This is a genomic window from Mesorhizobium kowhaii, assembly GCF_042431665.1.
GTDB classification, from domain to species: domain Bacteria; phylum Pseudomonadota; class Alphaproteobacteria; order Rhizobiales; family Rhizobiaceae; genus Mesorhizobium; species Mesorhizobium kowhaii.
This window is the reverse complement of sequence record NZ_JBHLYT010000005.1, coordinates 143347-168616: the sequence shown is the minus strand read 5'-3', so window position 1 is coordinate 168616 and position 25270 is coordinate 143347. Positions and strand designations below refer to the sequence as shown.

24 protein-coding genes are annotated in these 25270 nt (G+C 63.2%); 23 read left to right on the top strand and 1 reads right to left on the bottom strand.

The genetic code is table 11. The annotated features are described in order from the left end of the window. Nucleotides 1–30: 30 nt before the first annotated feature. From ACFFNA_RS04335 to trmB, 13 genes are all read left to right on the top strand, one after another. Nucleotides 31–1137, top strand: a complete 1107-nt coding sequence (locus ACFFNA_RS04335) for a DUF1513 domain-containing protein (RefSeq protein WP_378915873.1) — start codon at nt 31–33, stop codon at nt 1135–1137. 110 nt (nt 1138–1247) lie between these two features. Then, a complete protein-coding gene (gene tsaB / locus ACFFNA_RS04330; RefSeq protein WP_378915871.1) occupies nt 1248–1925 on the top strand; it encodes a tRNA (adenosine(37)-N6)-threonylcarbamoyltransferase complex dimerization subunit type 1 TsaB in 678 nt (225 codons plus the stop codon). Beyond that, nucleotides 1926–2420, top strand: a complete 495-nt coding sequence (gene rimI / locus ACFFNA_RS04325; protein ID WP_111544697.1) for a ribosomal protein S18-alanine N-acetyltransferase — start codon at nt 1926–1928, stop codon at nt 2418–2420. Between the two features lie 85 nt (nt 2421–2505). Further along, on the top strand, nt 2506–3306 hold the full coding sequence (gene olsA, locus ACFFNA_RS04320; RefSeq protein WP_378915869.1) for a lyso-ornithine lipid O-acyltransferase: 801 nt from the start codon (nt 2506–2508) through the stop codon (nt 3304–3306). Between the two features lie 86 nt (nt 3307–3392). After that, nucleotides 3393–4802, top strand: coding sequence for a tRNA (N6-isopentenyl adenosine(37)-C2)-methylthiotransferase MiaB (gene miaB / locus ACFFNA_RS04315; RefSeq protein ID WP_378915867.1), 1410 nt, complete (start codon nt 3393–3395; stop codon nt 4800–4802). A gap of 84 nt (nt 4803–4886) precedes the next feature. Then, the gene (locus tag ACFFNA_RS04310) at nt 4887–5879 is read left to right on the top strand and encodes a PhoH family protein (protein WP_023758127.1); all 993 of its coding nucleotides are present in this window, start codon (nt 4887–4889) and stop codon (nt 5877–5879) included. Nucleotides 5880–5896: 17 nt separating this feature from the next. After that, nucleotides 5897–6403, top strand: coding sequence for an rRNA maturation RNase YbeY (ybeY, locus tag ACFFNA_RS04305; protein ID WP_378915864.1), 507 nt, complete (start codon nt 5897–5899; stop codon nt 6401–6403). A gap of 28 nt (nt 6404–6431) precedes the next feature. Further along, on the top strand, nt 6432–7508 hold the full coding sequence (locus ACFFNA_RS04300; RefSeq protein WP_378915862.1) for a hemolysin family protein: 1077 nt from the start codon (nt 6432–6434) through the stop codon (nt 7506–7508). Between the two features lie 16 nt (nt 7509–7524). Continuing rightward, complete coding sequence (locus tag ACFFNA_RS04295) at nt 7525–7995, top strand: VOC family protein (protein ID WP_378915860.1); 471 nt, start codon at nt 7525–7527, stop codon at nt 7993–7995. 103 nt (nt 7996–8098) lie between these two features. Then, on the top strand, nt 8099–9691 hold the full coding sequence (gene lnt, locus ACFFNA_RS04290) for an apolipoprotein N-acyltransferase (RefSeq protein WP_111544692.1): 1593 nt from the start codon (nt 8099–8101) through the stop codon (nt 9689–9691). Between the two features lie 140 nt (nt 9692–9831). After that, the gene (locus tag ACFFNA_RS04285) at nt 9832–10251 is read left to right on the top strand and encodes a helix-turn-helix domain-containing protein (protein ID WP_111544691.1); all 420 of its coding nucleotides are present in this window, start codon (nt 9832–9834) and stop codon (nt 10249–10251) included. A 170-nt stretch (nt 10252–10421) separates the two neighbouring features. Beyond that, nucleotides 10422–11687 (top strand): methionine adenosyltransferase, encoded by a 1266-nt coding sequence (gene metK, locus ACFFNA_RS04280; protein ID WP_378915857.1) that lies wholly within the window; start codon nt 10422–10424, stop codon nt 11685–11687. 24 nt (nt 11688–11711) lie between these two features. Then, nucleotides 11712–12413, top strand: coding sequence for a tRNA (guanine(46)-N(7))-methyltransferase TrmB (gene trmB / locus ACFFNA_RS04275; protein WP_111544689.1), 702 nt, complete (start codon nt 11712–11714; stop codon nt 12411–12413). A 71-nt stretch (nt 12414–12484) separates the two neighbouring features. Here the strand turns inward: trmB and ACFFNA_RS04270 are convergent, their stop codons facing one another. Then, the gene (locus ACFFNA_RS04270) at nt 12485–12649 is read right to left on the bottom strand and encodes a hypothetical protein (RefSeq protein WP_378915855.1); all 165 of its coding nucleotides are present in this window, start codon (nt 12647–12649) and stop codon (nt 12485–12487) included. Between the two features lie 289 nt (nt 12650–12938). On the opposite strand from ACFFNA_RS04270, the gene rimP reads away from it, so the two are divergent. The 10 genes from rimP (at nt 12939) to ACFFNA_RS04220 (ending at nt 25215) form a co-directional block, all read left to right on the top strand. Then, nucleotides 12939–13586, top strand: coding sequence for a ribosome maturation factor RimP (rimP, locus tag ACFFNA_RS04265; RefSeq protein ID WP_378915852.1), 648 nt, complete (start codon nt 12939–12941; stop codon nt 13584–13586). A 49-nt stretch (nt 13587–13635) separates the two neighbouring features. Next, entirely contained in the window at nt 13636–15228 is a 1593-nt protein-coding gene (gene nusA / locus ACFFNA_RS04260) for a transcription termination factor NusA (RefSeq protein WP_111544686.1), read from the top strand. A 38-nt stretch (nt 15229–15266) separates the two neighbouring features. Further along, on the top strand, nt 15267–15917 hold the full coding sequence (locus ACFFNA_RS04255; RefSeq protein ID WP_111544685.1) for an RNA-binding protein: 651 nt from the start codon (nt 15267–15269) through the stop codon (nt 15915–15917). Then, nucleotides 15914–18484: a translation initiation factor IF-2 gene (gene infB / locus ACFFNA_RS04250; protein ID WP_111544684.1), complete on the top strand. Its 2571-nt coding sequence runs from the start codon at nt 15914–15916 to the stop codon at nt 18482–18484. The genes ACFFNA_RS04255 and infB overlap by 4 nt, the downstream gene beginning before the upstream one ends. A gap of 141 nt (nt 18485–18625) precedes the next feature. After that, nucleotides 18626–19051, top strand: coding sequence for a 30S ribosome-binding factor RbfA (rbfA, locus tag ACFFNA_RS04245; RefSeq protein ID WP_111544683.1), 426 nt, complete (start codon nt 18626–18628; stop codon nt 19049–19051). Continuing rightward, on the top strand, nt 19051–20046 hold the full coding sequence (gene truB, locus ACFFNA_RS04240; protein ID WP_378915848.1) for a tRNA pseudouridine(55) synthase TruB: 996 nt from the start codon (nt 19051–19053) through the stop codon (nt 20044–20046). The genes rbfA and truB overlap by 1 nt, the downstream gene beginning before the upstream one ends. A gap of 44 nt (nt 20047–20090) precedes the next feature. Beyond that, a complete protein-coding gene (gene corA / locus ACFFNA_RS04235; protein WP_111544681.1) occupies nt 20091–21185 on the top strand; it encodes a magnesium/cobalt transporter CorA in 1095 nt (364 codons plus the stop codon). Between the two features lie 77 nt (nt 21186–21262). After that, entirely contained in the window at nt 21263–21637 is a 375-nt protein-coding gene (gene rpsO, locus ACFFNA_RS04230) for a 30S ribosomal protein S15 (RefSeq protein ID WP_274533684.1), read from the top strand. Between the two features lie 276 nt (nt 21638–21913). Continuing rightward, nucleotides 21914–24061 carry a polyribonucleotide nucleotidyltransferase gene (pnp, locus tag ACFFNA_RS04225; protein ID WP_378915845.1) on the top strand — a complete coding sequence of 716 codons (2148 nt, stop codon included), beginning with the start codon at nt 21914–21916 and terminating at the stop codon, nt 24059–24061. Between the two features lie 134 nt (nt 24062–24195). After that, nucleotides 24196–25215 (top strand): class I SAM-dependent methyltransferase, encoded by a 1020-nt coding sequence (locus ACFFNA_RS04220; protein ID WP_378915842.1) that lies wholly within the window; start codon nt 24196–24198, stop codon nt 25213–25215. Nucleotides 25216–25270: the final 55 nt, after the last annotated feature.

The following is a 25270-nucleotide window of genomic DNA, read 5'->3' as shown; positions in this document are numbered from 1 at the left end:
AAGATCATGCTCAAAAAGAGAGACTGATCCTTGAAGACGCCACTGATCGACCGCCGCGATTTCCTCAGGGCTGCAGGCATTGGCTTTGCCGCCGCGATGGCACCGTCGGCCTGGGCGAAGACGCTTGCGGCCGACGCCGTCTTCGCCACCGCCTTCGTCAAGCGCGATGGCAGTTTCGGCGCCGCTGTCCTGTCCGAAGCCGGCAAGCTCCTGCATGCGATCGACCTGCCCGATCGCGGCCACGACGTCACTTTCGATCTGGTGTCGAAGCGTTCGGTGGTCTTCGCTCGCCAGCCCGGCACCTTCGCTGTGGTCTTCGATCATGCGGGCCGCGAGGAACCGCTGACCATCGCCAGCATCACCGGCCGGCATTTCTTCGGCCACGGCGTGTTCTCGCCTGATGGCGCGTTGCTCTATGCGACCGAGAACGATTTCGACAATGCCGCCGGCGTCGTCGGTATCTACGATGCGCGGGCAAAATTCAGCCGCGTCGGCGAATTCCCGACCTATGGCATGGGTCCGCACGAGCTTCTGCTCCTGGGCGACGGCAAGACGATTGCGGTTGCCAATGGCGGCATCGAGACCCACCCGGACTATGGCCGCGCCGAGCTCAACATCGCCACCATGAAGCCGTCTTATGTGCTGATCGACCGCGTCACCGGCGACCTCATCGAGAAGCACGAACTGCCGGCGGCACTGCACCAGCTGTCGATCCGCCACATGGATACCGATCGATCCGGCACCGTCTGGTTCGGTTGCCAGTACCGGGGGCCGGGCACCGATCGTCCGCTGCTGGTCGGCCGTGCCGCGCGCGGCAAGGAGTTGCAGCTGCTCGATATGCCGCAGGACGTGCTGTCCGGTTTCCGCAACTATATCGGTTCGGTCGCCGCCAATCCGGTGGCCGGCACCGTCGCTGTCTCTTCACCGGAAGGCAATTCGCTTGTGGTGATCGACGCGGCGAACGGCCGGATCGTCTCGAACAGCGCGCTGGTCGAGGTCTGCGGCGTGGCGCCCGACGGTACGGCCTTCATGGCGACCACAGGCGCCGGCGAAATCATCGAGGGCAGCGGAGTGACCCGGTCCGAACCGGACTATGTCTGGGACAACCACATGCTGCGCATCGAACACGCCGCATAGATGCTTTTCCTGCCAATCCGAAGCGAAGCCGCTTAACAAATTATGCACTATCCCCTTGCGGTGGCGGGCCGTGGCGGGCACAGGGAATTGTTTCTCGAACCGGTCGTTTCATGAAATTGCTTGCCATCGACTGTGCCGCCAACCTCTGCGCCGCTTGCGTCTATGACGCTGAGGCGAAGCAGGAGCTTGGCCGCTCGGTGCTCGATCTAGGTAAGGGCCATGCCGAGCATCTGATGGCCGTCATCGCCGAAGCGCTGAAACTGGCCGCAACCGACTATGCCGGTCTTGGCGCCATCGCCGTCTCCGTCGGTCCCGGCTCCTTCACCGGTCTGCGGGTCGGCGTGTCGACAGCGCGCGGCCTGGCGCTGGCGCTGAAAGTCCAGGCGATCGGAGTGACGACACTGGAGGCGCTGGCCGCAGAGGCAGCAGCGACATTTCCCGGCCGCGCCGTGCTGGCGGCGCTCGACGCCGGCCGCGAGGAACTCCATGCCGCCCTTTTCGATGAAATGTCGGCTTTGACTTACGGTCCGGCCGTGATCACACTGGCGAATGCCGTGACCATGGCGACGGAAAGCGCTTCGGTACTCACCGGCACCGCGGCAGCGCAGATCGCCGCATCGGCCGGGCGCGCCTTCGATATCGGTCCCGAGACGGCCACTGCCGACATCGTCACTTACGCTCGCCTGGCTGCCGCCAAGGGCGGGAGTGAGAGGCCGAAACCGCTTTATTTGCGCGGCGCCGACGCCAAGCCGCAGGCTGGGTTCATACTGTCAAGGCAAGAAAGATAAATGCGCATACCTTTTCTCCAACCACGCCGCCGGGACTACGCGCTCGAGCCGCTGAAGATCGCCGACAGCCCGGCGGTCTCGCTGCTGCATCGCGAGGATTTTGTCCGCCCGTGGACCGATGGCGAATTCGCCGCCTTGCTCGAACAGGATACCGTGTTCGGCTATGCTGCGCGCGAAACCGGGCAGGGCGCCAAGCCGCCGGTTGGCTTCGTGCTGGCCAGGCTGGCGGCCGGCGAGGGCGAGATCCTGACCGTCGCGGTGGCGCGATCCCACCGCCGGCAGGGGCTGGGCTGGCAGTTGATGGATGCGGTGCTGCGCGAACTGCACGCGCAGCGCGCCGAAGCGCTGTTCCTCGAGGTCGACGAGACCAATGTTGCGGCGATCGCCCTCTACCGGAGACTGGGCTTCCGCGAGGTCGGCAAACGTCCCAACTACTACAGGTCGTCCGAGCACGGACCGACCGGGGCGCTTGTCATGCGCCGCGATCTTCGCTAGCCAGAGGCGCCAAATCCAAGGGTTACAGCGTCCCTTGCGCATCCAAAAAGGACGCGCGGCGCTGTAACGGCAGAGCCGGGACTGTATGATCGGAAAAATCAGGATTTTCCTGGCGCTGGGCCTTGTCGCCGCAGGTTCGCTGGTCCTCGTGCCGTTGCAGATGCTGTCGATGAAGACCGGCTGGTGGCCGGAAACCTTTATCCTGAAAATCTGGCACAGGCTCATCGTCCGGGCGCTGGGCATGCGCATCCATGTCAAGGGCGCGCTCTCCGACAAGCGCCCTTTGCTGGTTGCGTCTAACCACATCTCCTGGACCGACATCATGGTGCTCGGCTCGATGGTCGACGTGAAGTTCATCGCCAGAGCCGATATGGAAGGCTGGCCGCTGATCGGCATGCTGTCGAAGCTGCAGCGCACCGTTTTCATCGAGCGCGAGCGCAAGCGTTCGTCCGGCGACCAGGCCAGCGAGATCGCCAGCCGCATGGCCAAGGGCGACGCCATGGTGCTGTTCGCCGAGGGCTCGACCGGCGACGGCAACATCGTCCTGCCCTTCAAGAGCACGCTGTTCGGCGCCGCCTCGATGGCGATTTCGGAAGGTGCGGCCGAGCAGGTCTTCATCCAGCCGGTGGCGATCGCCTACACGCGCCTGCACGGCGTGCCGCTCGGCCGCCGGCACCGGCCGCTTGCCGCCTGGATCGGCGATGAGGACCTGATGCCGCATCTCAAGGTGCTGCTGGCGGAAGGGGCACTCGACGTCGAGGTGCATTTCGGCGAACCGATCGCCTTTTCCAAGGGCTCGAACCGCAAGGAAACGTCGAAGCTGATGGAAAGCCAGGTGCGCGCGATGATGCAGGCGGCACTCGCCGATCCGCACCCGAGCCGGTAGACAGGTGGTGGGTGCGCCAGTGTGCATGACGACCGCGGCGGAGAATCGTCTGTTTTTTGTCACGGAAAGGCGTTAGAAGCCGCCAGATGGACTTGAACACGATAGAGCGTGACGACATCGACGCCGCGGCCGAAGCGATGGCCGCGCCGGCCGTGGCGACCAGGAAGGTCTTCATCAAGACCTATGGCTGCCAGATGAACGTCTATGATTCACAGCGCATGGCCGATGCGCTGGCCGCCGACGGCTATACCGCCACCGATGCCATCGGCGAGGCCGATCTGGTGCTGCTCAACACCTGCCACATCAGGGAGAAAGCGGCCGAAAAGGTCTATTCCGAGCTCGGCCGTATCCGCGATATGAAGGCAGAACGCGCCGTGGCCGGGCGCGAGATGCTGGTCGGCGTCGCCGGCTGCGTGGCGCAGGCCGAAGGCGCCGAGATCATCCGCCGTTCGCCCGCCGTCGATCTGGTGATCGGCCCGCAGACCTATCACCGGCTGCCCGATGTGCTGGCGCGGGTGCGCGGCGGCGAGAAGATCGTCGAGACCGACTATGCCATCGAGGACAAGTTCGAGCATCTGCCGCAGCCGAAACGCGCCGAGGTCATCAAGCGCGGCGTCACCGCCTTCCTCACCGTCCAGGAAGGCTGCGACAAGTTCTGCACCTTCTGCGTCGTGCCTTACACAAGGGGTTCGGAAGTGTCGCGGCCGGTGGCGCAGATCGTTGCGGAGGCGCAGCGGCTGGCCGAAGCTGGCGTGCGCGAGGTGACGCTGCTCGGTCAGAACGTCAATGCCTGGCATGGCCAGGGCGAGAACGGCGAAGAATGGGGCCTTGGCCGGCTGCTGTTCAGACTGGCCGAAATCCCAGGGCTGGCGCGGCTGCGATACACCACCAGCCACCCGCGCGACATGGATGATGAACTGATATCAGCCCACCGTGATCTGCCGGCGTTGATGCCTTACCTGCATCTGCCGGTTCAATCAGGCTCCGACCGCATCCTCAAGGCGATGAACCGCCGGCATACCGCGAAGGATTATCTGGCGCTGCTCGACCGCATCCGTGCCGCGCGACCGGATATCGCGCTTTCCGGTGACTTCATCGTCGGCTTCCCCGGCGAGACCGAGGCGGATTTCGAGGCGACCATGGAACTGGTGCGCCAGGTGAACTATGCCTCGGCCTTCTCGTTCAAATATTCGCCGCGTCCCGGCACGCCGGGCGCCGAGATGGCCGACCATGTGCCGGAAACGGTCAAGGACGAGCGGTTGCAGCGGCTGCAGGCCCTGCTTCTGAAACAGCAGCAGGATTTCGGCACAAGCCTGGTCGGCAGCACCATCGACACGCTGATCGAGAAGCCTGGCCGCCAGGCCGGCCAGAAGGTCGGCCGCTCGCCTTGGCTGCAGCCGGTTATTGTTGATGAAAAGGCCGGCGAAATCGGTGACATTATCCAGGTGCGAATCACGAAGACGGGCTACAATAGCCTGTTCGCCGAATTGGCCTGAGGGGTCTCGGCAGATGAGGAGAGACGGTTGAGCGCAGCAGAGCTGAAGAACCTGCCCCCGGTACCGGCATCTGGGGCTTCTGACATGGCGCACATCGTTCTGACTTTCGACAACAACAAGCTTGCCAGCGCCCTTTACGGTCAGTTCGACGAAAACCTGGCCAGGCTCGAGCAGAAGCTCGGCGTCGACATCCGCTCGCGCGGTAACCAGTTGACCATCAAGGGCTCGGCGTCGGCCGCCGAGCAGGCCCGCCGGGCGCTGGATAATCTCTACGGCATTCTGCAGAAGGGCGTCGATATCGGCCAGTCCGACGTCGACGGCGCCGTGCGCATGGCGATCGCCGCCGACGATCAGCTGACCTTGCCGACGCTGGAACGCAAGGGCAAGGTCTCCGCCGCCCAGATCGCCACCCGCAAGAAGACGATCTATGCCCGCTCGCTCAACCAGGACGCCTATATGCGGGCGCTGGAGCGGTCGGAACTGGTGTTTGGCATCGGCCCGGCCGGCACCGGCAAGACCTATCTGGCGGTGGCGCATGCGGCGATGCTGCTCGAACGCGGCATGGTCGAACGCATCATCCTGTCGCGGCCGGCGGTCGAGGCCGGCGAACGGCTGGGCTTCCTGCCGGGCGACATGAAGGAGAAGGTCGATCCCTATCTGCGGCCACTCTATGATGCGCTCTACGACATGATGCCTGCCGACAAGGTCGAGCGCGCCATTGCCGCCGAAGTGATCGAGATCGCGCCGCTCGCCTTCATGCGCGGCCGTACTCTGGCGCATGCCGCGGTCATCCTCGATGAGGCGCAGAACACCACGCCGATGCAGATGAAGATGTTCCTGACCCGTCTCGGCGAGAACTCGCGCATGATCGTCACCGGCGATCCGACGCAGATCGACCTGCCCTCGAACACCAAATCGGGCCTGGTCGAAGCCTTGCGTGTGCTGGACGGCGTGGCGGGCGCGGTAACCGTGCGCTTCAACGATGGCGACGTCGTCCGCCATCCGCTGGTGGCGGAAATCGTCAGGGCGTATGACCGGGATGCCAAACTGGCGCGCGGCCTCGGCGCCGAGAATTGATGTGACGATGCGGCCTCATGCCTGAGGACAACATATCCGGCGACGGGGCACTTCCGGTCCCCGTCGAGATTGATATATCAGTCGAAGCAGGCGATTGGCCCGATGAGGCAAGCCTGACGCGGCTGGTCGATCGCGCTGTCGCGGCTGCTTTTGCCGAGACCGGCGTGGCGGGCCGTTCCGAACTCAGCCTCGTTTTTTCCGACGACGCCCATGTCCGGACCCTCAACGCCGGCTGGCGCGGCAAGGACAATCCGACCAACGTCTTGTCTTTCCCGGCTTTTCCGCTAGTGCAAGGCGCTCCGTTGCCGCCGATGCTGGGTGACATCGTGCTCGCCGCCGAGACGGTCGCGCGTGAAGCGGCACTGGAAGACAAGCCTGTCGAGAACCATATTACCCATCTCGTCATCCACGGCCTGCTGCACCTTTTGGGCTACGATCACGAGACCGATGCCGAGGCCGAGGCAATGGAGGCCATCGAGCGCGCATCGCTCGCAAGGCTTGCCATTCCCGATCCCTACGCGTAACTACAAAAGATCAATTGACCGGACGACGATGAACGACAAACCAGAGACTGCCGCCCGCCCCGACGCCGGCAGTGCGACCAAGGCTTCCGATACGTCGGAAGAGGGATCAAGTCCGAGTACCGTTACCGGCAGCGTTGCCAGCGAGTCATCGCCTGCCGGTCCCTCCCTGTTCGACCGCGTGCTGGGCCTGTTCCGGCAACGCAACGGAACCAGCCTGCGTGAGGAAATCGCCGGCGCGCTTGCCGAAACCACGAGCGATGCCGAATCCTTCTCGCCTGGCGAACGCGCCATGCTCAACAACATCCTGCGCTTGCGCGAGGTGCGCGTCGAGGACGTCATGGTGCCGCGCGCCGACATCCAGGCGGTCGAGATCACGACGACGCTCGGCGATCTCCTGGGCACCTTCGAACAATCCGGCCATTCGCGCATGCCGGTCTATTCCGAGACGCTCGATGATCCGCGCGGCATGGTCCATATCCGTGACGTGCTGGCCCACATCACCAAGATCGCGCGCGTCAAGAAGGGCCGCGCGACCAGGAAAACCCCTGCCGCCACGGTTCTCGACCTCACCCAGGTCGACCTCGCGCGCACCATTGGCGACCTCAACCTGATCCGCCAGGTGCTGTTCGTGCCGCCGTCGATGCTTGCCTCCGACCTGATGGGCCGCATGCAGACAACGCGCACGCAGATGGCGCTGGTCATCGATGAATATGGCGGCACCGATGGCCTTGCCTCGCTCGAAGACATCGTCGAGATGGTGGTCGGCGACATCGAGGACGAGCATGACGAAGACGAGCCGATGATTACCCAGAGCGGCGATGGCGTCTTCATCGTCGACGGCAAGGCCGAGATCGACGACGTCGCCAAGATGATCGGCGAGGATTTCGCCGCCGGCGAACATGGCGAATATGTCGACACCATCGGCGGCATGATCTTCAACACGCTTGGCCGCGTTCCGGCGCGCGGCGAGGTGGTGCAGGCCATTCCGGGCTTCGAGTTCCATGTGCTCGATGCCGATCCGCGCCGCGTCAAGCGTGTGCGCATCGTGCAGAGCCAAAAGGGCGAGCGCCGCCGGCGCGCCACGGTCCGCGCTGAACAGGCGTGAGCGTTTCGCTCGCCCGATGATGATCGACGACCCGTTCAAACACTCAAGCCTGGGCTCCGGTGTATTCTACAGGGACCCTCGCGCCGCGCTGGACTGGCTGGAAACGGCCTTCGGCTTCGCGCGCAGCATGGTGGTCAGCGATGCCGAGGGAAAGCTTGTCCACTCCGAGATGCGGTTCGGCGACGGCTACATCATCGTCGATTCCGAATGGACCGACTACGTCGCCAGCCCGGCTTCCGTCTCGGGGAAGAACACCCAATCTGTCTATGTGCGGCTGAAGGACGGCCTGGACGCCCATTGTGAGCACGCCAGGGCAAAGGGCGCCGAAATCATCCAGGAGCCTGCGGATCAGTTCTACGGCGAACGCCAGTATCGGGCGCGCGATCCCGAGGGCCATGTCTGGACCTTCACGCAGCCCATCCGCACCGTTTCCCGGGAAGAGGGCGAACGGTTGGGCGGTCTGCGTATAGACGGCTGGCACCGGTAGGGCGGTGGCCAGAGCTTCCATTGCGGCCAGCCATCCGGCGTTTGGAGCGCGGACCGCAGCCTGTTAAATCTTGCTTCCTGATTCGCGCGACTCGGAAGTATGCATGGAGCGCCTGGCCGGCCGGATAATTCTGCTTTGGGGTTGGCGGCGCGCGCTCGTGGCCTTTCTCGCTGGGGCGTTTGCCGTGCTTGGCCAGGCCCCTTACGATTTCTTCGCCGCCTGCTTCATCTCGTTTCCCTTGCTGGTCTGGCTGCTCGACGGCGCCACCGGCGAAGCCTCCGGCAGCCTGTTCCGGCGCCTGCGGCCTGCCTTCGCCGTCGGCTGGTGGTTCGGCTTCGGCTATTTCCTCGCCGGCCTGTGGTGGATCGGCTCGGCACTGCTGGTCGAGGCCGACAGCTTTGCCTGGGCGCTTCCCTTCGCTGTGATCGGCATTCCCTTCGCACTCGCCTTTTTCTACGGCTTTGCGGCAATGGTTGCCCGCCTGCTGTGGAGCAGCGATATCGGCCGCATCGCGGCCCTTGCGTTTGGTTTCGGGCTGACGGAGTGGCTGCGCGACTTCCTGTTCACCGGTTTTCCCTGGAATGCGATCGGCTATGCGGCCATGCCCGTGCCCCTGTTGATGCAGAGCGTCTCGGTGACCGGCATGATCGGCATGAACGCGCTCGCGGTGTTCGTCTTCGCATTGCCGGCGCTGCTGGCGGCGCGCCGGCATCTGCGCCTCGGCGCGGCGCTGTTTGCCGCCCTCGCCGCCGCCCATATCGGTTTCGGCTATGTCAGGCTTGCCGCTCCCGAAAAGCCGGCGACGCGCAGCCTGGATGTCCGCATAGTCCAGCCGGCCGTGGATCTGTCGGAAAAGTGGGACGCCTCGGTGCGCGACCGCATCTTCGCCACCTTGATGGGGCTGTCGGCCAAGGCGCCGGACCCCGGTCAAGAAAAGCCGCAATTGATCCTGTGGCCCGAAACCTCGGTGCCGTTTCTCTTCACCGAGCGTCCGGATGCGTTGACGGCGCTGGGCGACATGCTCGGACCCGGCCAGATGCTGATCGCCGGCGTCGTCCGCGAGGAAGGCGGCTCGGCCGCGAATGCCGACAGCCGCTACTACAACTCCGTGGTGGCGATCGACGACAAGGGTGAAATCGTCGACGCCGTCGACAAGGTTCATCTGGTGCCGTTCGGCGAATATCTGCCTTTCGCCGATCTGCTCGAGCGTTTCGGCATCGAGCAACTGGTTGCCGGGCCGATGACATTTGCGGCCGGCAACGAGCGGCATGCCATCACGCTGCCTGACGGCATCCGTGCGCTGCCATTTATCTGTTATGAGGTGATCTTTCCCGATCTGGTGGCAGTTGACGCTACGTCAGCGCAGCTTATTGTGAACGTTACCAATGATGCGTGGTTTGGCGACACGCCGGGTCCGTATCAGCATTTCAGGCAGGCCCAGATCCGTGCGGTGGAGAATGGATTGCCATTGTTGCGTGCTGCCAACAACGGCATCTCGGCCGTCGTCGATCCGCGCGGCCGCATCGTCGACGCGCTGGCGATCGACGCGCGCGGCGCCATCGATGCCCGCGTACCGATTTCCGGACAGGCGGTCATATCTCCTGGCCAACGACGCATTAACGGAATGCTGATCATGTTGCTGTTTGCCATCGCCGCCGCTCTGTTGAACGTAAGGCAAAGGCTACGGGTGAATTGACAGCCCACACATTAGAAACTCATACTGTAAGCGCCTGAAAATTTCTCGAAGTCGGTGGATCGTTCTGTTGGGGCAGTTGCCACCGGCTTCGTTTGGGCAAGAAAAAATAGAGAAAGCCGAAAAAATTCGGCGAGGAAAAAATGACAGAAGACAACAAGAAGAAACCGAATCCGATCGATATCCATGTCGGCAGTCGCATCCGGCTTCGCCGCAATATGCTGGGAATGAGCCAGGAGAAACTGGGCGAGAACCTCGGCATCACATTTCAACAGATTCAGAAATATGAAAAGGGCACCAACCGCGTCGGCGCCAGCCGTCTGCAAGCGATCGCGTCCATTCTCGGCGTGCCTGTCGCTTTCTTTTTCGAGGATGCGCCCGGTCAGGAGGCCGTACCCGGCCGTGGCTTTGCCGAGGACGCGTCGATGGCTTTCGCCGTCGAATTCTGCGGCAGTCCTGAAGGCCTTCAGCTCAACCGGGCCTTCGTCAAGATCGCCGACGCCAAGGTGCGCCGCAGGATCATAGACCTTGTCAAGTCGCTCTCCACTGATGATCCCGACTGATCCGCAATCCTGCTCTAACCGGCGGCAGCCTGCCGCCGGTGGCACAAGATAACTGCATCGACATTCATGCCAGATCGGCAGCACCGCTTGACGAGCGGCGCTTTGCCCCGCTAACACGTGGCGCGCCAAAATCGGCAGCCTGCCGATCGTTTTTTCAAGAGGGGACACCCGTGACGCGGCAGAATTACTTCTTTACCTCGGAATCCGTTGCCGAGGGCCATCCCGACAAAGTCTGCGACCGGATCTCCGACGAGATCGTCGATCTGGTCTATCGCGAAGCCAAGAAGACCGGCATGGACCCATGGAAAGTCCGTGTCGCCTGCGAGACGCTGGCCACCACCAACCGCGTCGTCATCGCTGGCGAAGTGCGCGTCCCCGAGACGCTGCTGAAGAAGGACAAGGAAGGCAACATCCTCAAAGATACCGCCGGCCATCCGGTCGTCAATCCGGCGAAGTTCAAGTCGGTTGCCCGCAAGGCGATCCGCGAAATCGGCTATGAGCAGGCCGGCTTCCACTGGAAGACCGCGAAGATCGAGGTCCTGCTGCACGGCCAGTCGCCGGATATCGGCCAGGGCGTCGACAACGCGTCCGACCGTCAGGGCGAGGAAGGTGCCGGCGACCAGGGCATCATGTTTGGTTACGCCTGCCGCGAGACGCCGGATCTGATGCCGGCGCCGATCTACTACAGCCACAAGATCCTCGAACTGCTGGCCGCCGCCCGCCACGAAGGCAGCGGTGAAGCCGGCAAGCTCGGTCCGGACGCCAAGAGCCAGGTGACGGTCCGCTACGTCGACGGCAAGGCTGCCGAGGCGACGCAGATCGTGTTGTCGACACAGCATCTCGATGCGAGCTGGGATTCGAAGAAGGTCCGCAAGGTCGTCGAACCCTATATCCGCGAGGCACTGGGCGACCTCAAGATCGCCGACAACTGCATGTGGTACATCAACCCGACCGGCAAGTTCGTCATTGGCGGGCCGGATGGCGACGCCGGGCTGACTGGCCGCAAGATCATCGTCGACACCTATGGCGGTGCCGCACCGCATGGCGGCGGCGCTTTTTCGGGCAAGGACACCACCAAGGTCGATCGTTCGGCGGCCTATGCGGCGCGCTACCTCGCCAAGAACGTCGTGGCGGCGAAACTCGCCGACCGCTGCACCATCCAGCTTTCCTACGCCATCGGCGTTGCCCAGCCGCTGTCGGTCTATGTCGACCTGCACGGCACCGGCAAGGTTGACGAGGCCAAGCTCGAGGAGGCGCTGCGCTCCGTGATGGATCTGTCGCCTTCAGGCATCCGCCGCCATCTCGATCTCAACAAGCCGATCTACGCCAAGACGTCGTCTTACGGCCATTTCGGCCGCAAGGCCGGCCGCGACGGGTCCTTCTCCTGGGAAAAGACCGATCTCGCCAAGGCGCTCAAGGACGCGGTCGCCGCCTGACAGCGGCGCCGCAAAGTCCTGCTCATGGACCCGAAGGACAGACCAAGCCGCGCGACCGAAGCCTTCTTCGGTCGCCGGCGCGGCAAGACCATGCGTCCGCAGCAGGCGGCCGCGCTGGAAAGCGGTTTCGGCACGTATCGGCTCGATCTGACGGCTGAACCGCCGGCTGATCTGAGCACTCTGTTTGCAGCGGATGTTTCGGCGGTTCGTCTCGAAATCGGCTTCGGCGGCGGCGAACATCTCCTGCATCGCGCCACCGAGGCGCCCTCGACCGGCTTTATCGGCGTCGAGCCCTTCGTCAATGGCATGGCCAAGATGATGATGGCGGTGAGGGAGAAGCCGCTCGCCAATCTCAGGGTTTATGACGACGACGCCACCCGGCTGCTCGACTGGCTGCCGCAAGCTTCGCTCGCCGGTATCGATCTTCTCTATCCGGATCCTTGGCCAAAGAAGAAGCACTGGAAGCGGCGTTTCGTCAGCCCGATCAATCTCGACCGTTTCGCGCGCGTGCTGAAGCCGGGTTCAAAATTCCGCTTTGCGTCCGATATCGACACCTATGTGAACTGGACCTTGCTGCATTGCCGGGCGCATGACGCGTTCGCGTGGCAGGCTTTGGAGGCGGCGGATTGGCATCGGCCTTACGATGGCTGGCCGGGCACGCGTTACGAGGCAAAGGCCATTCGCGAAGGCCGGCGGCCGGCCTATCTTACCTTCGTTCGGACGTAAGCGCGCTCATGGCGCACCGCCTCCGGCGTCCGCCGAGGGGCAAAGCCGAACGCCATCCGCCCGCCAAATGTTTAGAAACGGCCGATCCTGTTGAAGACAGCCGGATCTATACCGAGCTTGCGCAGGTCGTCCGCGCGCGGCTTGCGGCCGGCTTCCACGGCACGCGAAGCCGCCACTGCACTGCCAAATGTCGTGAAGAGATCGCCTATGGCGGATAATATCTTGCGGTTGGTCATTGTGATATCCTTTCGCTGCTGTGACGTGTAGTCATCTTTGTGCGATGCAACATAAATGGTGATGCAACGTTGATGCTCACAGGGGCACTACCGCATGGAGGCCATGCGTCTGGCGCAACGCTGGCGGTGCCATGGCTTTTGTCGGCGCGGGTACGGCGGGCTTGAAACAACGGCCATGATCGTTTATATCAGCCTCAAATTCTTGGTCGGTATGACGAAGAGTGGGTCCACCCGGTCCCGCTCTTTTTTATTACCTGCCGATATCTTCGGGTAGAACGACAGGGATCGAATGACTGCAACGGCAAACGAGGGCGACGACCGCATCATCCGCGAAAGCGGCATCGATGCGCGCATCGCGCTGATCGTCCAGCCGGTTCTGCGCGGCATCGGCTTCCGCCTCGTGCGGGTGCATCTGTCGGGCCAGAACGGGCTGACGCTGCAAATCATGGCCGAGCGCGAGGACGGCACCATGACCGTCGAGGATTGCGAAGAGGTCAGCCGCGCGGTGTCGCCAGCCCTCGACGTCGATGACCCGATCGAGAAGGCCTATCATCTCGAAGTCTCGTCGCCCGGCATCGACCGGCCGCTTGTCCGCAAATCGGATTTCGCGACCTGGACCGGCCACCTGGTCAAGATGGAGACATCGATCATCGTCGCCGACCGCAAGCGGTTCAAGGGCAAGATCGTTGAGGCCGGTGATAGCGATGTGCTGATCGAGCGCGAAAAGGCCGCCTATGGCGAGGAGCCGACGGTTCGGGTCCCCTATGACGCGATTTCCGAAACGCGCCTGATCCTGACCGACGATCTCATTCGCGATGCCCTGTCGAAAGACAACAGAGCGCGCAAGGAAGCCAAGAAACGCCGCGGCGAACCGGACGACGATGCGCCCGAGGGTGCGGAAGCCGGCGCGGAAAACGAAACCGAACAGGAACTATGATTGAGCTGCCGGGCGCAAAGGTCCGGCAAACAAGCTCGGGAGAAAAACGATGGTTGTAAGCGCCAACAGGCTTGAACTGCTGCAGATTGCCGATGCGGTCGCGCGTGAAAAGTCGATCGACAAGTCGATCGTCATCGCCGCCATGGCCGATGCGATCCAGAAGGCCGCGCGCTCGCGTTACGGTCAGGAGACCAACATCCGCGCCGACATCAACCCGAACACCGGCGAGATGAAGCTGCAGCGGCTGATGGAAGTGGTCGAGAAAGTCGACGACTACGCCACCCAGATCGCCATTTCCTCGGCGCGCGAGCGCAATCCCGACGCCCAGCTTGGCGACTTCATCGCCGAACAGCTGCCGCCGATGGATTTCGGCCGCATCGCCGCCCAGTCGGCCAAGCAGGTCATCGTGCAGAAGGTGCGCGAGGCCGAGCGTGACCGCCAGTACGACGAATATAAGGACCGCATCGGCGAGATCGTCAACGGCACCGTCAAGCGTGTCGAATACGGCAACGTTATCGTCGATCTCGGCCGTGGCGAGGCGATCATCCGTCGCGACGAACTGATCCCGCGCGAAAACTACAAATATGGCGACCGCGTCCGCGCCTATGTCTACGACGTGCGCCGCGAGCAGCGCGGCCCGCAGATCTTCCTGTCGCGCACCCATCCGCAGTTCATGGCCAAGCTCTTCACTATGGAAGTGCCGGAAATCTATGACGGCATCATCGAGATCAAGTCGGTCGCCCGCGACCCCGGCTCGCGTGCCAAGATCGCCGTCATCTCGCGTGATTCTTCGATCGATCCGGTCGGCGCCTGCGTCGGTATGCGCGGCAGCCGCGTCCAGGCCGTCGTCGGCGAGTTGCAGGGCGAGAAGATCGACATCATTCCGTGGTCGCCATCGGCCGCCTCCTTCATCGTCAACGCGCTGCAGCCGGCGGAAGTCGCCAAGGTTGTGCTCGACGAGGATGCCGAACGCATCGAGGTTGTGGTTCCCGACGATCAGCTGTCGCTGGCCATCGGCCGCCGCGGCCAGAACGTGCGGCTCGCTTCGCAGCTGACCGGCTGGGATATCGACATCCTGACCGAGGCCGAGGAATCCGAGCGTCGCCAGAAGGAATTCGTCGAGCGTTCGTCGCTGTTCATGGAAGCCCTCGACGTCGACGAGATGGTCGGCCAGGTGCTGGCCTCAGAAGGCTTCACCAGCGTCGAGGAAGTCGCTTATGTCGATTCCGGCGAGATCGCCTCGATCGATGGCTTCGACGAAGACACCGCTTCGGAAATCCAGACCCGCGCCCGCGAGTATCTGGAGAAGATCGAAGCCGAACACGACGACAAGCGCAAGGCGCTCGGCGTCTCCGACGAGCTGCGCGAAATCCCCGGCGTCACCACCGCCATGATGGTGACGCTCGGCGAGGACGGCGTGAAGACGATCGAGGATTTCGCCGGCTATGCCGCCGACGACCTGACCGGCTGGAAGGAACGCAAGGACGGCGAGACCAAGGTGTATCCGGGTGTGCTGGCCAGTCATGGCGTGACACGCGCCGATGCCGAGCAGATGGTTCTGGCCGCCCGCCTCAAGGCTGGCTGGATCACCGAAGACGAGCTTCCAGCCGAAGAACCGGCTGACGAAGCCGTTGGTGCGTGAGGTGAAACCGCATCGCACCGAACCCGCCCTTGGACGAGATGAACGATCGCACCTGCATCGTCACCCGCAGGCAGGCCGAACCGGATGAATTGATCCGGTTCGTCGTCGGCCCGGATTCGGCCGTCGTACCCGACATCAAGAGAAATCTGCCCGGCCGTGGTTGCTGGGTGAGCGCCGACCGCCTACATATCGACAAGGCTGCGGCGAAGAACCTTTTTGCCCGCGCCTTCAAGGCACAGGTGGTCGTGCCGCCCGATCTTGGCGGCATGGTCGACGGGCTGCTTTCCAGATCCGCTCTGGGCATGCTTGGGCTCGCCCGCAAGGCAGGCGCAATTTCTCTTGGAGCCACCAAGGTCGAGAGCGCGGTGCGTGGCGGATTGGCACTTTTCGTGCTCCACGCGACTGAGGCGTCCGACGACGGCGTGCGTAAGATCAGCCAGGCGCGACGGGCAACAGTCCATCTCGGCGGGCCCGCTATCCTTGCCTACAAACTTTTCTCCGAGGCCGAGTTGAGCTTGGCATTGGGGGGTACAAATGTGATACATGCTGCCGTTCTCGCGGGAGACGCGGGCAGGGCGGTCCAGAAGCGCATGGTTGCGCTCGACCGGTATCGGGGCGGTTCCCCGGACGATCTGGCAATGCTTGCGGCTGTTGCTGACGAAGATGATGCCGCAGAGGATATGGAATGAGCGATACGAAATCGGGTGACGACAATACGCTGAGTGTGACGCCGAAGAAGACCTTGACGCTGAAGCGCCCCGGGATGGAACAGGGCACCGTGCGCCAGAACTTCTCGCACGGCCGCACCAAGCAGGTCGTCGTCGAAACCAAAAAGCGCAAGTTCTCGATGCCCGGCGACAAGCCGGAGCCGGTTGCCGCCCCCGTCTTCACGCCGAAGCCGGCGGTTGTGGCAGCACCCGTCGTGCAGGAAGCGCCGAAGGCGCCGCCACCACCGCCGCCGCCACCGGTCGAGCGCAGCGGCATGGTGCTGAACGAACTGTCGCGCAGTGAAATGGAAGCGCGCCGCAGGGCGCTCGAAGGCTCGAAGGTACGCGAGGTCGAGGACCGTCAGCGCGCCGCCGAGGACGCCAAGCGCCGCGCCGAGGACGAAGAGCGCCGTCGCCGCGAACGCGAGGAATCCGCGCGCCGCCAGGCCGAGGAAGAGGCGCGGCTGCAGACCGAGGCCGAATCCCGCCGTCGCGCCGAGGAAGAGGCACGCCGCCGTGCGCCGCTGGCCGCTGAACTGGCGACGGTCGACGACGAGGAAGAGGTCAAGCCGAAGCGGACTGGCGCCGGTGCCCCGGTGCGCCGCCCGGTCACGCCTGAAGTGGCGCGTCCGGCCAAGCCGACCAAGGCCGAGGAAGACCGCCGCCGTGGCAAGCTGACGCTAAATTCCGCATTGTCCGATGAGGACGCGCGGGCCCGTTCGCTGTCGTCGATGCGTCGCCGCCAGGAAAAATTCAAGCGCGCGATGCACAATGAGCCGCGCGAGAAAGTCATGCGCGAAGTGATCTTGCCAGAGACCATCACCATCCAGGAACTGGCGCAGCGCATGTCCGAGCGTGCGGTCGACCTGGTCAAGTTCTTCATGAAGCAGGGCCAGATCCTGAAGCCGGGCGACGTCATCGACGCCGATACGGCGGAGCTGGTTGCCACCGAATTCGGCCATACGGTTCGCCGCGTCGCCGAATCCGACATCGAGGAAGGCCTGTTCAACATCGCCGACAATGCCGAGGACCTGGTGACGCGTCCGCCTGTCGTGACGATCATGGGCCATGTCGATCACGGCAAGACCTCGCTGCTCGACGCCATCCGCAACGCCAATGTCGTCTCCGGCGAAGCCGGTGGCATCACCCAGCATATCGGCGCCTATCAGGTCGAGAAGAACGGTCACAAGATCACCTTCATCGACACGCCCGGCCACGCCGCCTTCACGGCGATGCGCGCCCGCGGCGCCCAGGCGACCGATATCGCCATCCTGGTGGTTGCGGCCGACGACAGCGTCATGCCGCAGACGATCGAATCGATCAGCCACGCCAAGGCGGCCGGCGTCCCGATCATCGTGGCGATCAACAAGATCGACAAGCATGATGCCGATCCGCAGAAGGTGCGCTCCGAACTGCTGCGCCACGAGGTCTTCGTCGAATCCATGGGCGGTGAAGTGCTGGACGTCGAAGTGTCGGCGACCAAAGGCACCAATCTCGACAAGCTGCTCGAAGCGATCCTGCTGCAGGCCGAAATCCTCGACCTCAAGGCCAATCCGGACCGTACCGCCGAGGGTGTCGTCATCGAAGCCCAGCTCGACAAGGGCCGTGGCCCCGTAGCCACCGTGCTGGTGCAGACCGGCACGCTGATGCCGGGCGACATCCTTGTTGCCGGCAACGAATGGGGCCGGGTGCGCGCACTGGTCAACGATCGTGGCGGGCAGATCAAGGAAGCACCGCCGGCGATGCCGGTGGAAGTGCTTGGCCTGCAGGGTACCCCGCAGGCCGGCGACCGCTTCGCCGTGGTCAACAACGAAGCCCGTGCCCGCGAGATCACCGAATACCGCCAGCGTCTGGCGCGCGAGAAGGCTGTGGCCAAGCATGCCGGTCAGCGCGGTTCGCTCGAGCAGATGATGTCGCAGTTGCAGACGAGCGGGCTGAAGGAATTCCCGCTGGTCATCAAGGGCGACGTGCAGGGCTCGATCGAGGCGATCAATGCGGCGCTGGACAAGCTTGGCACCGACGAGGTGCGTGCGCGCATCGTCCATGCCGGCGCCGGTGCCATCACCGAAAGCGACGTGTCGCTGGCGGAGACTTCGGGTGCGGCGATCATCGGCTTCAACGTCCGCGCCAACGTGCAGGCACGTGCCGCTGCCGCTGCTGCGGGCATCGAGATCCGCTACTACTCGATCATCTACAACCTTGTGGATGACGTGAAGGCGGCTCTATCGGGCCTGCTGTCGCCGGAGCGTCGCGAGACCTTCATCGGCAATGCGCAGATCCTCGAAATCTTCGACATCACCAAGGTCGGCAAGATCGCCGGCTGCCGTGTCACCGAAGGCAAGGTCGAGCGTGGTGCTGGCGTGCGCCTGATCCGCGACAATGTTGTCATCCACGAAGGCACGCTGAAGACCCTGAAGCGCTTCAAGGACGAGGTTGCGGAAGTTCCCGGCGGCCAGGAGTGCGGCATGGCCTTCCAGAACTACGAGGACATGCGCGTCGGCGACGTCATCGAGTGCTTCCGCGTCGAGATGGTGACCCGGACACTCTGAGTTCGAGTGACTTGTCCATACCGGGCGGGTGGTCGAAAGACCGCCGCCCCCAAGTCTATTGAGCAGGTCCTATTGAGAATGACCATATGAGACATGTGGCACGGTCCCATCCCGCGCCTCACGCTTTCAGGATCGAGAAAAATGCCCCGTCCAACCACATCCAGCCCATCCCAGCGCATGCTGCGCGTCGCCGAACAGGTCCGCCATGCGCTGTCCGAAACCTTGCAGCGCGGCGAGATCATCGATCCGCTGATCGAGAATACCGTGGTTTCGGTCTCGGAAGTGCGCATGTCGCCCGACCTGAAGGTCGCCACCGCTTTCGTCTCGCCGCTCGGCGCCAAGGATACCGATGCGGTGGTCGAGGCGCTGAACAAGCATGCGAAATTCGTGCGTGGCCGTGTCTCCGGCGCGCTGCGGCAGATGAAGTTCATGCCGGAGTTCCGCTTCAAGCTCGACACCTCCTTCGACAATTTCGCCAGGATCAACGATCTCTTGAAGTCGCCCGAAGTGGCGCGCGATCTGGCCCCCGAAGACCAGGACAAAGACGACAACAAGGACACCGAATAGTGGCGCGTCGCGGCAAGAAGAAGGGCCGGCCGATCTCGGGCTGGCTGGTCCTGGACAAGCCGGTCGGCATGGGTTCGACCGAAGCCGTCTCCAAGATCAAATGGCTGTTCCAGGCGGAAAAGGCCGGCCATGCCGGCACACTCGACCCGCTCGCCTCCGGCATGCTGCCAATCGCGCTCGGCGAAGCCACCAAGACCGTGCCTTACGTGCAGGACGGCGCCAAGATCTATCGCTTCACCGTTGCCTGGGGGCAGGAGCGCTCCACCGATGATCTCGAAGGTCCGGTGACGAAGAGCTCTGACTTGCGTCCGTCGGAAGCCGAAGTGATTGCGCTGCTGCCGAAATACACCGGCGTCATCATGCAGACGCCGCCGCAATTCTCGGCCATCAAGATCGCAGGCGAGCGCGCCTATGATCTGGCCCGCGACGGCGCGACGGTCGACATACCCGCGCGGGAGATCGAGATCGGTCGGTTGGAAGTGATCGAGCACGACACCGACCATACCGTTTTCGAGGTCGAATGCGGCAAGGGCACCTATGTGCGCTCGCTGGCCCGCGACATGGGCCGCGACCTCGGCTGCTGCGGCCATATTTCCGAACTGCGCCGGGTCGAGGTCGAGCCGTTCACCCCGGAGGATTTCGTCACCATCGCCGAACTGGAAGCCGCCCGTTTCGGTACGCCGGGTGAAGACAACCCAGACGCGACAGACGCCGCTGACACGATAGAAGCCGCTGACGTGGTGGAAGCGCCAATCGACTTCGACGCCATCGATGCGCTTCTGGTGGATACATCAGCGGCCCTCGACTGCCTGCCGCAGATCGCCATCAGCGACGACGCGGCGACGAAGATCCGCCTCGGCAATCCGGTCATCATCCGCGGCCGCGACGCACCGGTGGAAGCCGAAGAAGCCTGCGCCACGGCGCGCGGCAAGCTGGTCGCCATAGGTGCCATCGAGCAAGGCATGTTCAAGCCCAAGCGGGTCTTTGCCGGGTGATGGCTCTCGTCTAACTTCAATTCGACTTTACGCTCGAGGGGCACATGGCAAAGGCCGAGGTGGTGAAAAAGCGGGCGCCCGTGAAGACGCGACGGCCGCCGGTCGGTGCGTCTCCTGGCACGCTGATCGCCGATCCGGCGGCGCGGCGCTCGGAACTGCGGCTGACCCTGATCTCGCCGCAGAAATTCAAGACCATCGAAAACGCCAGCATCGACGACCTCAACACCCATTGCGACAAATGGCCGGTCATCTGGCTCGACTGCACCGGCCTCGCCAACATTCCGCTGATCGAGGAGATCGGCCGCATTTTCAGCCTGCATCCGCTGGCGCTGGAGGACGTCGTCAACACCGGCCAGCGGCCGAAGGTCGACTTCTTCGAGGATCATGCCTTTGTCGTCGTCAGGATGATCGACGATGTCACGTCGCATCGCTACGAGCAGATCGCCGTCTTCTTTGGCAAGAACTTCGTCGTCACCTTCCAGGAGCGTGAAGGCGACCCGTTCGATCCCGTGCGCAAGCGCATCGAAAGCTCGGCGCCCAACCGGTTGCGCGCGCGCGGCGCCGACTACCTCGCCTACGCGCTGATCGACGCCGTCGTCGACAGCTATTTTCCGCCGATCGAGGCCGCCGGTGAGCTGGTCGACGGCATCGAGGACGAGATGCTGAATTCGCCGCACAAGCATCAGATGCGGCAACTGCATGAATTGCGGCGCGACGCCAATGTGCTGAAGGGGGTGCTGTGGCCGATGCGCGATGCGCTGGCAACGCTGATCCGCAACGACGTGCCCTATGTGAAGGCCGAAACCAAGATCTTTCTCAACGACACGCTCGACCATTCGCTCAGGCTTATCGAACTGGTCGAAACCCAGCGCGACATGCTGACCGGCCTGATCGAGATGCATCTGTCACTGAGCCAGGCGCGTACCAACGACGTCATCAGCTATCTCACCATCGTCTCGGTCATCTTCATGCCGCTCACCTTTCTGGTCGGCATCTGGGGCATGAATTTCGATCCACAGTCTTCGCCCTGGAATATGCCGGAGCTAAAAGCCTATTATGGCTATCCGGCATCGCTGCTGTTCATGGCGCTTGTCGCGTTTGGGCTGATCGCCTTCTTCAAATGGAAGAAATGGCTTTGACAAGGATAAAACCCGCCATTAGGGGCTGAAAAGCCGGCTTGTGAATTGGGCTGGTGTTTTCCGGGGAATTGCACTATATGCGCCGCAGCATAGCGCTAAGACGCTTTGCTTGTACCGGCCCCTGCTGGACGACATCCCGGCTGAGGGCGACCCGTTTCCTCAAACAGATAAGGAAAAACACGATGTCGATTACTGCCGAGCGCAAACAGGAATTGATGGGTGAATTCGCAACCGCCAAGGGCGATACCGGGTCTCCGGAAGTCCAGGTGGCCATCCTTTCCGAGCGCATCAAGAACCTGACCGACCATTTCAAGGACCACAAGAAGGATAACCATTCCCGCCGTGGTCTGCTCGCCCTCGTCTCCCAGCGCCGCAGCCTGCTTGATTATCTCAAGCGCAAGGACGACGCGCGCTACCAGACGTTGATCGAGAAGCTCGGTCTGCGCCGTTGACGAATTGACCGGCGGGCTTTCTTCGGAGGGCCCGCCGGTCGCGCATTCTGCCAGTCGTATCGACTGGCCAGACCCGGTTTCGAGCATGCAGAGGGCCACTCGAAACCGCCCATGGACGGTCATGGGGCAGGATTGCAGGACGCTCGCGCGCTCGCCGCGCTGAAATCACCGAGCTTCCCGTTGTCTTGCCCGTGGCTGCCCGAGAAAGGAAGCCAGGGAAAGGGCATCCGCGCACCGTGAAACGGCGCGGCCCTTTCCGCTTATTAAGGACAAGATATGTTCAATCACCACAAAGTGGAAATCGAATGGGGCGGTCGTCCGCTCATCCTCGAAACCGGCAAGATCGCGCGCCAGGCCGACGGCGCGGTGCTCGCGACCTACGGTGAGACCAAGGTTCTCGCCACCGTCGTTTCGATGAAGGAGCCCAAGCCCGGCCTCGATTTCTTCCCGCTGACCGTCAACTACCAGGAAAAGACCTACGCCGCCGGCAAGATCCCGGGCGGCTATTTCAAGCGTGAAGGCCGTCCGAGCGAGAAGGAAACGCTGGTTTCCCGCCTCATCGACCGCCCGATCCGCCCGCTGTTCGCCGCAGGCTACAAGAACGACACGCAGATCGTCGTCACCGTCGTTCAGCATGACCTCGAGAACGATCCCGACATCCTGTCGATCGTTGCCACCTCGGCGGCCCTGACCCTTTCGGGCGTTCCCTTCATGGGCCCGATCGGCGGCGCCCGCGTCGGCTACATCAACGGCGAATACGTGCTCAACCCGCATGTCGACGAGATGCAGGAATCCAAGCTTGACCTCGTCGTCGCCGGCACCACCGACGCCGTTCTGATGGTCGAGTCCGAAGCCAAGGAACTCGGCGAAGAGCTGATGCTCGGCGCCGTCATGTTCGGCCACAAGGGCTTCCAGCCGGTCATCGACGCCATCATCAAGCTGGCCGAAGTTGCCGCCAAGGAACCGCGCGACTTCACCGCGCCGGACTATTCCGCGCTCGAAGCCGAAATGCTGAAGATCGTCGAAGGCGAGCTTCGCGATGCCTACAAGAACATCGACAAGCAGAAGCGCTACGCCGCCGTCGACGCCGTCAAGGCGAAGGTCAAGGCCGCGTTTGCTCCGGCTGAAGGCGAAGAGGCCAAGTACACGTCCGAACAGATCGGCACCGTGTTCAAGGAACTCCAGGCCAAGGTCGTGCGCTGGAACATCCTCGACACCGGCTCGCGCATCGATGGCCGCGACCTCAAGACCGTCCGCAAGATCGTCTCCGAAGTCGGCGTCCTGCCGCGCACCCACGGTTCGGCACTGTTCACCCGCGGCGAGACCCAGGCGCTGGTCGTTGCCACGCTCGGCACCGGCGAGGACGAGCAGTATGTCGATTCGCTGACCGGCATGTACAAGGAGAAGTTCCTCCTTCACTACAACTTCCCTCCCTACTCCGTCGGTGAAACCGGCCGCATGGGTTCGCCGGGCCGCCGCGAAATCGGCCATGGCAAGCTCGCCTGGCGCGCTATCCGCCCGATGCTGCCGAGCGCTGACCAGTTCCCCTACACGCTGCGCGTCGTCTCGGAGATCACCGAGTCCAACGGCTCGTCGTCGATGGCGACCGTCTGCGGCACCTCGCTGGCGCTGATGGATGCTGGTGTTCCGCTGGCCAAGCCCGTCGCCGGTATCGCCATGGGCCTGATCAAGGAAGGCGAGCGCTTCGCCGTTCTCTCCGACATCCTTGGCGACGAGGATCACCTCGGCGACATGGACTTCAAGGTCGCCGGCACCGCCAACGGCATCACCTCGCTGCAGATGGACATCAAGATCGATGGCATCACCGAGGAGATCATGCAGATCGCGCTTGGCCAGGCCAAGGACGGCCGTCTGCATATCCTCGGCGAGATGTCGAATGCGCTCTCCGGCGCGCGTTCGGAGCTAGGTGAGTTCGCACCGCGCATCGAGGTCATGCACATCCCGACCGACAAGATCCGTGACGTCATCGGCTCGGGCGGCAAGGTCATCCGCGAAATCGTCGAAAAGACCGGCGCCAAGATCAACATCGAGGACGACGGCACGGTCAAGATCGCTTCGTCGAACGCCAAGGAGATCGAGGCGGCGAAGAAGTGGATCCACACCATCGTCGCCGAGCCGGAAGTCGGCGAGATCTACGAAGGCACGGTCGTCAAGACCGCCGACTTCGGCGCTTTCGTCAACTTCTTCGGTCCGCGTGACGGCCTCGTCCACATCTCGCAGCTTGCCAACGACAGGGTTGCCAAGACCTCGGACGTCGTCAAGGAAGGCGACAAGGTCTGGGTCAAGCTGATGGGCTTCGACGAGCGCGGCAAGGTCCGCCTGTCGATGAAGGTCGTCGACCAGGCCACCGGCAAGGAACTCGCCCGCGACAAGAAGACCGAAGGCGAAGAAAACGCCGCCTGATCGGTCCGAGATCGTAAATCGAAGCGGGCGCGGCTTATGTCGCGCCCGTTTTCATTTTCAGCCCGGGTTTTCATTTTCGGCCCGTCTTTTTTCATTTCAGACTGTCAAGACAGGCCTCGTTTCGAGATCGAACAATGTCCGCCGAACCGCTGAAGACGCTTTTCCATCCCTTTGAGGCCGAGGCTGTTCCGTTGCCGGGAAAGGGCGATCGCGCCCTGTTTCTCGGCGCCGAACCGGGCTTTCGCCCGCCCGAAGGCTTCGAGGCCACGCTTCACCTCGTACAGGGCTTCCGGCCACATTTTCGCGCGCTGCAGGCGTCTGGGCTCATCGTCACCGCGCAAGCCGAAGGCGGCGACTTTGCCATGGCACTTGTGCTTGCCGGTAGGCATCGCGGCCTGAACGAATTGCGCCTCGCCGAGGCGCTCGAGCGCGTGGCACCGGGCGGTTTGGTGGTCGTTGCCGGCGGCAAGGACGATGGTATCGCCAGCCTGCGCAAGCGCGTCGACGAACTTGTGCCGCTTGAGGGCCATCTGCCGAAATATCACGGCATTGCCTTCTGGTTTCGCCGTCCTGCCGATCTGGCCGCCGCGCAAGACCTGCGCGCCGCCAATCCCGCTCTGCTGGTTGAAGGCCGTTTCCGCACCGCGCCCGGCATGTTTTCCTTCGACCGGCTCGATACCGGCTCGAGATTGCTGGTCGAGAACCTGCCCAATGATCTGCGTGGCAGCATCGCCGATTTCTGCGCCGGCTGGGGCTATGTAGCTGCCGAGATAGCCGCCCGGTCACCGGGCATTTTGGCGCTCGACCTCTATGAGGCCGATTTCGCTGCGCTCGAAGCCGCAAAGCTCAATCTGGCAGGGGTTAGCCAGTCGATCGCCAGGGATTTCTTCTGGACTGATCTGCTGAAGGAGCCGGTCGAGAAGCGCTACGACGCGATCGCCATGAACCCGCCCTTTCACCGCAGCCGCGCGGCCGAGCCGGAGATCGGCGCCGGCATGATCCATTCGGCGGCCAAGGCCTTGAAGCCAGGTGGGCGGCTGTTCATGGTCGCCAACCGTCAGCTTCCCTACGAGCCGGTACTGTCGGCGGCCTTCTCGAGCCATGCCGAACTCGCCCGTGACGGCATGTTCAAGGTGCTTGTCGCGCGTCGTTAAAGCATGATCCCGAAAAGTGGGAACCGGTTTTCGGAAAAAGATCATGCTTGAGTGA

Excerpts from the sequence above, each read along its gene's own strand:
- ACFFNA_RS04310 (WP_023758127.1), top strand. The coding sequence starts at position 4,887 with ATGGCGCACATCGTTCTGACTTTCGACAACAACAAGCTTGCCAGCGCC.
- ACFFNA_RS04255 (WP_111544685.1), top strand. The coding sequence starts at position 15,267 with ATGAACGATCGCACCTGCATCGTCACCCGCAGGCAGGCCGAACCGGAT.
- ACFFNA_RS04295 (WP_378915860.1), top strand. The coding sequence starts at position 7,525 with ATGATGATCGACGACCCGTTCAAACACTCAAGCCTGGGCTCCGGTGTA.
- tsaB (WP_378915871.1), top strand. The coding sequence starts at position 1,248 with ATGAAATTGCTTGCCATCGACTGTGCCGCCAACCTCTGCGCCGCTTGC.
- ACFFNA_RS04300 (WP_378915862.1), top strand. The coding sequence starts at position 6,432 with ATGAACGACAAACCAGAGACTGCCGCCCGCCCCGACGCCGGCAGTGCG.
- rpsO (WP_274533684.1), top strand. The coding sequence starts at position 21,263 with ATGCGCCGCAGCATAGCGCTAAGACGCTTTGCTTGTACCGGCCCCTGC.
- miaB (WP_378915867.1), top strand. The coding sequence starts at position 3,393 with ATGGACTTGAACACGATAGAGCGTGACGACATCGACGCCGCGGCCGAA.
- corA (WP_111544681.1), top strand. The coding sequence starts at position 20,091 with ATGGCAAAGGCCGAGGTGGTGAAAAAGCGGGCGCCCGTGAAGACGCGA.
- ACFFNA_RS04285 (WP_111544691.1), top strand. The coding sequence starts at position 9,832 with ATGACAGAAGACAACAAGAAGAAACCGAATCCGATCGATATCCATGTC.
- rbfA (WP_111544683.1), top strand. The coding sequence starts at position 18,626 with ATGCCCCGTCCAACCACATCCAGCCCATCCCAGCGCATGCTGCGCGTC.
- pnp (WP_378915845.1), top strand. The coding sequence starts at position 21,914 with ATGTTCAATCACCACAAAGTGGAAATCGAATGGGGCGGTCGTCCGCTC.
- olsA (WP_378915869.1), top strand. The coding sequence starts at position 2,506 with ATGATCGGAAAAATCAGGATTTTCCTGGCGCTGGGCCTTGTCGCCGCA.
- lnt (WP_111544692.1), top strand. The coding sequence starts at position 8,099 with ATGGAGCGCCTGGCCGGCCGGATAATTCTGCTTTGGGGTTGGCGGCGC.
- rimI (WP_111544697.1), top strand. The coding sequence starts at position 1,926 with ATGCGCATACCTTTTCTCCAACCACGCCGCCGGGACTACGCGCTCGAG.
- ybeY (WP_378915864.1), top strand. The coding sequence starts at position 5,897 with ATGCCTGAGGACAACATATCCGGCGACGGGGCACTTCCGGTCCCCGTC.
- rimP (WP_378915852.1), top strand. The coding sequence starts at position 12,939 with ATGACTGCAACGGCAAACGAGGGCGACGACCGCATCATCCGCGAAAGC.
- ACFFNA_RS04270 (WP_378915855.1), bottom strand. The coding sequence starts at position 12,649 with ATGACCAACCGCAAGATATTATCCGCCATAGGCGATCTCTTCACGACA.
- ACFFNA_RS04220 (WP_378915842.1), top strand. The coding sequence starts at position 24,196 with ATGTCCGCCGAACCGCTGAAGACGCTTTTCCATCCCTTTGAGGCCGAG.
- infB (WP_111544684.1), top strand. The coding sequence starts at position 15,914 with ATGAGCGATACGAAATCGGGTGACGACAATACGCTGAGTGTGACGCCG.
- trmB (WP_111544689.1), top strand. The coding sequence starts at position 11,712 with ATGGACCCGAAGGACAGACCAAGCCGCGCGACCGAAGCCTTCTTCGGT.
- nusA (WP_111544686.1), top strand. The coding sequence starts at position 13,636 with ATGGTTGTAAGCGCCAACAGGCTTGAACTGCTGCAGATTGCCGATGCG.